Consider the following 8,327-nt stretch of genomic DNA (forward strand, 5'->3'; position numbering starts at 1 on the left):
GTCGCCTGGCCCGCGCAGGCACCCGGAAAAATCGCGGTCTGCGGTTGGGGATCGTGGATTCAGAGGGTCAGGGTCCTCGAGCCCGGAAGGGAAGCCACCGCGCTGTCACGCCTGCTCTGGTCCTGGTCGGTCGGTGTATGGATTCCTCAGAGTCATCGGGGTGCGCGCGACGTCGAGCGCGGGCTGAGGGAAGCGGGGGCCTGCCGTGTAGTAGCGGGCCCGGGTCCGGCCGACCGGTACCAGGACGTTGGCGCTGGTGAGGTCGCGGAGGTCACGTTGTGCCTGTTGCAGGCTCAAGCCCTCGGCGTGCTCGTAGCGTGAGCGCCGGACACGTCCGGCCATGGCGACGTCGTGGAGCGCGGTCACCACTCGCTCGTCCAGGTCGTTGCCGTCGGCGAACTCCGAGAGCGCGCGCCATACCTGCCCGGAGCGGTCGAGCCGGCCCTGAACCGTCTGGGCCTGCTGGTGGTAGGCGGTCAGGTTGAAGCCGACCCAGCTGGAGACGTCCTGGCCTGGAACGTACGCCGGGCCCCGACCGGCCAGTTCACGGTAGTACTCCCAGGTGTTGCCGGGGCGGCCGAGCCACGCCTCAATGGACGAGAACTCCGGGGCGAGGACGCCTTCCCGGGCGATCATCAGCGTCTGGAGCGAACGGGACATCCGGCCGTTTCCGTCGGCCCAAGGGTGGATGGACACAAGGTGTAAATGCGCCATAGCCGCCCGTACGAGCAGGTGGGTGTCGTCCTCGGTGCCGAGCCAGTCGACGAGCCCCGCCATGAGGATCGGTACGTCGTTGGCGTCGGGAGCGGTATAGGCAGCGATGCTGGGGTCGCGGGCGTCGGTCACGTAGACGGGACCCCGGCGCCATTGTCCGGCCGGCTTACGGGCGGTATGACGGTGGCCCTGCAACATCCAGTGCAGCGCGTTGAAGAGGCCCTTGCTGTAGGCGAAGTCCGGGGCGTCGTGGAGCGTCTGGATGTAGGTCATCATTCGCTGGTAGGCGAGGGTTTCTTCACGGTTTTCGTCCGAGACCTCGACGTCTCTCTCGCCCGCTATCAAGTCCTCGACATCGACTGTGGGCACCTTGAAACCCTCGATGGAGTTCGATGCCGCAACCGCATCAGCGGTCAGGAACTTCCGGAGCCCAGCGGTCCATTTCGAGGGCGCGGTCTGGATTTGGTGCCTCAGCGCCTGCCGCATGGTGTCGATCTCGTCGAGCACGCGCTCGTCGGCAGGCGTGAGCGACGGCGTGGGGTAGAGCATGCATGGATGATGCATTGACGCAGTCATAACGTCAAAAGTCCGCTGCTGTTCGAGCCGGACCGGCCAGCGGATCTTGGGTGCGCCTCGGCCACAACCCGAGCCCACGGCCGACCCTGGCCCGCCGGATGACCCGTCCCACATGCGACGTCCACCATGTTGATCATTTCAGACGGGCTGTCGGCAGGCCGCCGAGCTCGGCATCCCGAAAAGCCAGGCCGACCGGATGGCAGCGGCCTACGAGAGCGAACAGCGACGGATCGCGGGCGCTCTCAGCATTTTTCTACCCGGCCGGTAGGGAATGCGGTGCGGGTCCGGCGGCTTGGAGGGTTCATGGCCTTTGAGTTCACTGTCACCTGGGACTACCGCTGCCCGTTCGCCCGCAACGCGCACGAACACATTCTCACCGGGCTGGCTGCCGGCGCCGGCTGGCAGGTCCGCTTCGCCCCGTTCTCCCTCGGACAGGCCCACGTCGAAGAGGGGCAGCCTGACGTCTGGGACCAGCCTGACCAGGACAGTGGCATCCTGGCCCTGCAGGCTGGGGTCGTTGTCCGCGACGACTACCCCGAGGTGTTCCCGGCCGTGCACCGCGGCCTGTTCGCGCTCCGCCACGACGAGGCCAGGCAGCTGTCCGACCGCGACGAGGTCGCCAAGGTGCTGGCGGACCACGGCGTGCCGGCCGGAAAGGTGCTGACGGCGATTGACTCGGGCGAGGCGCTGGCCAGGGTCCGCGCCGAGCATGAGCAGTACACCAACAGTCACGCTGTGTGGGGTGTGCCGACGTTCATCGCTGACGACCGGGCTGTCTTCGTCCGGCTCATGGACCGTTCCCCTGCCGGGGCCGACCCTGCCGGGTCGATCCGCACGGTCGAGCGCGTGGTGGATCTGCTGACCGGCTGGAGCGAGCTCAACGAGTTCAAGCACACCACCATTCCCCGCTGACAGGTGAGAACCGCCTTCGCGCTGGACAGGTCGGCCAAGCGGGTGGCGAGGGTGGCCAGGGTGGCTTCGGCGTTGCGCACGAGCCGGTCGGTCAGTATGCGGTCGACGAGATCGCCGATCTGCTCGGAAAACCCGCGCAAGCCCAGCTACCCCCGGAACAGGGTGACCGGGCGGCCGGCCGGGCTGGTCGTGGCAGTGATGGTCGTGCGCTCGTGGATGGGCGGAGCCGTCGGCCGGCGGTCGAAGAGAAGCAGAACACCGGTGTCGAGGCCGAGGCGGTCGAGGTAGCCGTCGAGCTGGACGAGTGCGGAGCCGAGGGGGTCGGCGTCGCCCTCGGCGCGGACCTTGAGCTCGAGGGCTTGGCGCTGCACGGCCCCGGCGCCCTCGGGACCGCGGTAGGGCCAGGTGACGAGGAGGTCGAGCCGGCCGCGGCCCACGCCGTACTCGCGCAGAACGGTGCCACCACCGTTCACCACCCGCTGCAGGTACGCCTGGAGGACGAGATGAGGGGCGGCCTCGTGGTAGATCTGTTGCGAGACGAGGATGTCGCCGTTGGCCGTCCAGAAGGCGGCGAACTCGGTGAGGAGCCGGGTGAAGTCCATCCGGCCGTCGGGAAGCACATAGGCGCGGGGCTGGGGGACGTCGGTGGCGTATTCCAGGACACTGTCGGTCAGGGCCCGGACGATGACCTCGTTGTAGATCGGGTTGGCCGGGCGGACGGGTGGGTCCTGGGCGAGCAGGCCGAGGTCGCGGACGTACTGGATGTCGTCGTTCTTCGGTCGCTGTGTCGGCGGGATGCCGGTGATCAGTGGTTCGATGATGGCGCGGACCCGGGGATTGTTGAGCTTGTCGACCAGCGAGTCCAGGTGGGTGGCTCGGGTCTGGATGAGGCGCTCCGTAGCCTTCTCCACGTGCCCGGCCGTGATCGGGACGGGCGCTCGCACCGCCATCTTGACGATGATCTCCTTCGCGAGCGCGTTGACCAGCCAGGGCTGTCCGTCGGTCAGCTCGAACGCCCGCTCGACCGCCCGGTCGGTGAACGGCTGCCCGGTGTCGGCGGTGTGCTGGCCGTAGAGTTCGCCGATCTCGTCGAGGGTGAAGTTCCCCAGCCGGAGCGACTCGACGATGATGTTGAACGGGCTGGGGCCGCCGAGCCGGTCGGGGTTCCCGCCAGCGGCGGTCTTATAATCGCGGAGATCGCGCAGGCCACAGAGAGCGACCGAGATCGGGAAGTTCTCGGGCCGGCCGGTGGCGCCGCTGCGCAGCTGGCTGAGCACGCTGATCAGGGTGCGGCCTTCCAGGGCGTCGATTTCGTCGAGGACGAGCACCACCGGCCGCGGGCAGGCTCTTGACCAGGCCGCGAGCGCGCTGCTCAGCAGCACCCCAGCAGGCGCCTCCGGCCAGGCCGGCGGGCACAGGTCAGCGGGCAGGGCCTCGGCCGCCCGTTCCTGGAGTGTCCCCAGGATGGCGCGTTCCGCCGCGTTGACGTCATCGGACCAGGGGCGCCCAGGCTCACAGGAGGTCAGCACCGCGGCGTATCGGCCGCTCTCGGTCAGTTCCTGGGCGAGTGTCCGCAGCGTCGTCGTCTTCCCCGTCTGCCGGGGAGCGTGCACAACGAAGTAGCCGTGCTGCGCCACGAGGCCGGGCACATCTGGGAGCCGTGCCGCGGCCGGGATCATGTAATGAAGCTCGGGGACGCAGGGCCCAGCCGTGTTGAACCAGCGAGCCATCACGCACCGCCCTCTCCCGGCCGCCGGCACGGACCGATCAGCGCAACTCTACGGACCGCCCCCGACCGCCTACCCCCGGGCGGCGCGGCGGCCGCGGGTGGGGGCGGGTGGGCGCCAGCTGGTCAGGGCGTCCTCGGTCAGGGTGCGCTGGCCATGGTGCCGGCGAGGAAGGCGTCGTAGACCTTGGCGGGGGAGCTGTCGTAGCGCGGGTCGACCTCGTCGTGCCGCTGACGGCGCCATGCCCGCGACAAACCACCTGCTATGACGATGCCAGGGTCTGCCGGCGGCCAGGTGGCAGGACCAGGCGGGCGATGGTGAAGTGGCCGGACGGGCTGGTCTGGGTGGTCAGGGGTTCGTCTGTGGCCGGCGTGGACTGCGATCTCTGGCGGCCGGGCTGGAGACCACCTGCGAGGTGCGCTGGATCGTGGTCCGAACGCGTGTTAGATCATCGATGATCTACGTGCTATTTTCATGGTCAACTACGTGTCAATTCCATGATCGGATAGTTGTGCGCGCCTACGTTCCTCGTCTGCCCGACACGGAGCTGCGGGATGTCATCGCCTCCCACCCAGCCGTCCTCGTCGTCGGCCCCCGGGCGTGCGGCAAGACGACCACGACCCGGCGTGTCTGCCAGTCGATCATGTGCCTGGACGTCCCGGCGCAGAATCGACCCACACCGACGCGCGACACCTGGAATGGCTTGCGGCGGAGATCGGTCCACGGTTCGCTCTCGGGCTCCTCGTACACACCGGCCCACGAGTCTTCCAGCTCGCAGAACGCATCCTCGCCGTCCCCGCGGCCAGCCTCTGGTCGTGCGGCTGAGGACACCGGCGTGCCCATCCCCAGCCAGCCGTCTCCATCAAGCCCAGAGCGAGGCTGAGCGGGAACATCCCCGTTGTCACCTGATGGTCGCCAACCGCTGGAGTATCTCCACGCTCCGCGCTGGCGATCGAACTGTATCGACTCGATCACGTGGTACCGCGGTGGGCCTCTGCTGTCTGCCCGGGTATAATCCAGCGCCGTGCCTGTGTCTCGTAAACGGAAGAAGAAGTCGCGGTCCGGTCGTCGTTCCTCGGGCCGGCCCGAGGTGGCGGCCCTCAGCAGGGCAGCGCAGGCCAACCCGTTGCGGGAACTGTTCGAGTACCGTCGCCGGCTCGACGAGCACCGCACCGCGCTGGCCGCGGACTCCGCCGGACCGATGGTCGATGCGTTGATCATGGCTGCTCTCAGCTGGTCCGACGACGAGCTCGAAGATGACTTCTGCGCCCGCTTCGGTGCGGCGATGATCCAGTACGAGGGCGGTGAGCTGGAGGACATGGTCAACCCGGACGACTTCGTCCGCGCCGTGCTGCACGCGCTCGACGAGCGGCTGCACGGGTCCGAGGATTCCAGCAGTGACGTCGCGGCGGCGCAAAGGCTGCTGGCCGTCGTCGCCGGTGTGCTGCCGGAGCCACTGAGTGCGTCCGCGCGGGATCTGGTCGCCGAGCACCTGGACGACGCCGCGGCACAGCGGGCCATCCGCGGGCGTGCCGTGACCGGCCCGGCCCAGTGGGCGCGGAACGGCTACGGCACCCGCTGGGCCGTGGTCGCCCCCTTCACCTGCGCGGACGGCTCGCGGCGGTGGTACCTGTGGGACGTGGACACCTGCGGATACGAGGTCGTCACCGTGCACAGCGGCTTCCACCCGTCCGCCGAGACCGCGCTGGCCGAATGGCAGCAGGCTGTCGGCCCATCCGCCGCCGAAACCACCCTGGCCCCGGCGGATGACGCCGAGACGCTCGACGCGCTTCTGCCCGGTGAGCTGGAAGGCATCCGGCTTGGCGGAGAGAACCAGGCTCAGTACGCCGAGTTCCTGCGCAGCCGCCAGCTCGGCCACACCGTCCGCCAAGCGGCCCGCCGGGCCCGCGGGCGCACACTTCCACGGCTGAGCACCGGCACCGCGGCCGAACAGTTCGCCCATCAGCTGCGGCAGATCGGCCACCAGGACAGGCCGGCCGACGACGAATCCGACCAGGGTCCCGCCGGTGCCGGTGACCTTGCCGCGGAGATGGCCGAGTCCTGGTCCCCGCGCGAGCACCCCAGCCTGTACCCGTACTGCTCGCCGCACAAGGTCGCCGCGGCGGTATCGCACCTGCGCGACTTCTACCAGGACGACTTCGCCACCCAGCTGATCGCGGTACTGCCCGAGTGGATCCGCTTCCTCGCCGAACACACCGGCATGGCAGCCGACCTGACCGAACGCTGCCTCGCCTACGCCTCGGGCGAATCCCGGTTCCCTGGCCCGCTCAACGAACGCGGACAACTCGGCATCATGACCCGCGTAGCCGAATGACCGCACGCGCGTAGTACCACAACCCGGTGAAGCCGCGCCGGCATCACAGTCTCGAACCGCGTCCCCGCCCATATCCCGGAACTTCACCGTGAAGACCCCAGCTCCGAGATCCGTCGGCGCCGCGGCAGCAGTCACCGGCCCGGCCCGTCGTCCTTCTCCAGGGTCCTCGGTCTGTCGGTAAGTCCACCTCATGATCACCAAGGCTGCGCACTTCCCGGGCCTGATCCAGGCCGCGCCCGAAGACCGCCCGGTCCAGCGCGCCCTGGCCGGGGGTTATCACCACAGCTGGGAACATTCAGCGGGGCCGCTCCGGCGGCTTGTGGACGGTCGCTGATCAGCTCCGGACCGGCGTCGTGTCCCGGTAGCGGTCGCGGAACGCCTCGGAGGCGGCAGGACCGGCGGTAAACACGAAGTCCTCGCCGTCAACCCGGCGGCCGGTCGTGCGGTCGACCATGATCGGGTCGGCCTCCTCGCCCGTCTGCGCGTCAACCAGGACCATGCTGCGCTGCTCGGCCTCGAGCCGCGAGTTTCCCCATGCGGCCAGCGCGACGAGCACCGGACGCAGCGAACGCCCCAGGTCGGTGAGGACATATTCGTAGCGGGCCGGGCTGGCCTGGTAGGGCCGCCGCTCCAGCAGCCCGTCAGCGACCAGGGTTTTCAGCCGGGCGGTCAGCATGCTCGTGGAGATCCCGAGGTTGGCCTGGAACTGGTCGAAGCGGGTGTAGCCGTCAAAGGCGTCGTGCAGCAGCAGCACCGTCCACCACTCGCCGACGATCCCCGCGGCCCGTGACAGCGGGCACTCCCGGTCTTCCAGCCTGATCCGTGCGGGCACGCGCGCGACACCCCTTCCATTACTGCTAAGTTAGAAGTCACTGGCTTCTAAAACAGAAGTCTACCGGTCGCGGTCGCCGCCGGCACCAGCCTCGGTCGGCGACCGTGTTGAGAGGAGCGAGACGACGTGACGATCAGCGACGGTCTGGGTGGCCGCAAGGCACTGGTCACCGGCGGCACCAAAGGCACCGGAGCCGCCATCGCGACCAGGCTGCGAGAGGCAGGGGCTAGCGTCATGGCGACCGCCCGGTCAATGCCCGAGGGCTACGACCACCCGGGGCTGTTCGTCGCGGCCGATCTGAGCACACCCGGCGGTGCCGTGGCCGTGATCGAACGGGTCCGGGACCTGTGGGGTCAGCTGGACATCCTGGTACATACCCTCGGCGGCTCCCAGGCCCCGTCCGGCGGGTATAGCGCGGTGAGTGAGGCCGACTGGGCGTTCGAGCTGAACCTGAACCTGCTCGCCGCGGTGCGCCTGGATCGTGGCCTGCTACCCGCCATGACCGCCCAGGGCGCGGGGGTCGTGATCCATGTGACCTCGATCCAGGCACGGATGCCCCTGTTCGACGCCACTCTGGCCTACGCCGCGGCCAAGGCGGCATTGACCACCTACAGCAAGGGCCTGGCCAACGAGCTGGGCCCACGAGGGGTACGGGTCAACACGGTCGCTCCAGGCTGGATCGACACCGAGGCATCCCAGGCCCTCGTCGCCCGCATCGCAACGGGCCAGCGGATCAGCGAAGCCGCAGCCCGCCAGCAGATCCTCGACGGGCTCGGTGGCATCCCGATCGGCCGGCCCGCGCGGCCGGCCGAGGTCGCCGAACTGGTCGCCTTCCTCGTCTGCGACCGTGCCGCGTCGATCAACGGTGCCGAGTTCGTCATCGACGGCGGCACCGTCCCCACCACCTGACCCGGCCCCGCGAACGACAGACGAGAAGACAGGACCAACGATGCCCACCATCGACATACCCGAGCCGATCCGCCGCTACTTCGAGCTCGCCGCCCACCCTGACCAGAAGGCCTACGTCGACCAGTTCGCCGCCGACGCTCTGGTCGAAGACGAGGGCAGGAACTATCAGGGGATCGACGCGATCCGTTCCTGGCGCGGCGCGGTCCCCCTCGTGACCTACACGATCAAGAGCATCCAGCGCCACGGCCACGGCCACGACGCACGGGCCGAGATTGCCGGCGATTTCCCCGGCAGTCCCGTCGAGCTGGCCTTCCACTTCGAG

7 protein-coding genes are annotated in these 8,327 nt (G+C 68.9%); 4 read left to right on the top strand and 3 right to left on the bottom strand.

The features are described 5' to 3' along the window. Positions 1-105: 105 nt before the first annotated feature. Positions 106-1,263, bottom strand: coding sequence for a Fic family protein (locus tag MJ797_RS23215; protein WP_239341202.1), 1,158 nt, complete (start codon positions 1,261-1,263; stop codon positions 106-108). A gap of 330 nt (positions 1,264-1,593) precedes the next feature. On the opposite strand from MJ797_RS23215, the gene MJ797_RS23220 reads away from it, so the two are divergent. After that, on the top strand, positions 1,594-2,202 hold the full coding sequence (locus tag MJ797_RS23220; RefSeq protein WP_239341204.1) for a DsbA family protein: 609 nt from the start codon (positions 1,594-1,596) through the stop codon (positions 2,200-2,202). 146 nt (positions 2,203-2,348) lie between these two features. On the opposite strand, the gene MJ797_RS23225 is transcribed toward MJ797_RS23220, so the two are convergent. Next, positions 2,349-3,881, bottom strand: coding sequence for an ATP-binding protein (locus tag MJ797_RS23225; protein ID WP_239341207.1), 1,533 nt, complete (start codon positions 3,879-3,881; stop codon positions 2,349-2,351). Positions 3,882-4,953: 1,072 nt separating this feature from the next. Here MJ797_RS23225 and MJ797_RS23230 point away from each other — a divergent pair. Beyond that, on the top strand, positions 4,954-6,264 hold the full coding sequence (locus tag MJ797_RS23230; RefSeq protein ID WP_239341209.1) for a hypothetical protein: 1,311 nt from the start codon (positions 4,954-4,956) through the stop codon (positions 6,262-6,264). Positions 6,265-6,598: 334 nt separating this feature from the next. On the opposite strand, the gene MJ797_RS23235 is transcribed toward MJ797_RS23230, so the two are convergent. Beyond that, positions 6,599-7,096 (bottom strand): helix-turn-helix domain-containing protein, encoded by a 498-nt coding sequence (locus MJ797_RS23235; RefSeq protein WP_239341211.1) that lies wholly within the window; start codon positions 7,094-7,096, stop codon positions 6,599-6,601. A gap of 126 nt (positions 7,097-7,222) precedes the next feature. Between MJ797_RS23235 and MJ797_RS23240 the strand changes: the two genes are divergently transcribed. Both MJ797_RS23240 and MJ797_RS23245 read left to right on the top strand, forming a co-directional pair. Further along, complete coding sequence (locus MJ797_RS23240; RefSeq protein ID WP_239341213.1) at positions 7,223-8,005, top strand: SDR family oxidoreductase; 783 nt, start codon at positions 7,223-7,225, stop codon at positions 8,003-8,005. Positions 8,006-8,045: 40 nt separating this feature from the next. Continuing rightward, a partial coding sequence (locus MJ797_RS23245; RefSeq protein WP_239341215.1) for a hypothetical protein occupies positions 8,046-8,327 on the top strand: 282 nt, incomplete at its 3' end.

This window comes from Protofrankia sp. CiP3 (assembly GCF_917627345.1).
Taxonomy (GTDB): Bacteria; Actinomycetota; Actinomycetes; order Frankiales; family Frankiaceae; genus Protofrankia.

Coding starts and splice junctions, on each gene's coding strand:
- MJ797_RS23215 (WP_239341202.1), bottom strand. CDS start 1,263: ATGCTCTACCCCACGCCGTCGCTCACGCCTGCCGACGAGCGCGTGCTC.
- MJ797_RS23225 (WP_239341207.1), bottom strand. CDS start 3,881: ATGATCCCGGCCGCGGCACGGCTCCCAGATGTGCCCGGCCTCGTGGCG.
- MJ797_RS23220 (WP_239341204.1), top strand. CDS start 1,594: ATGGCCTTTGAGTTCACTGTCACCTGGGACTACCGCTGCCCGTTCGCC.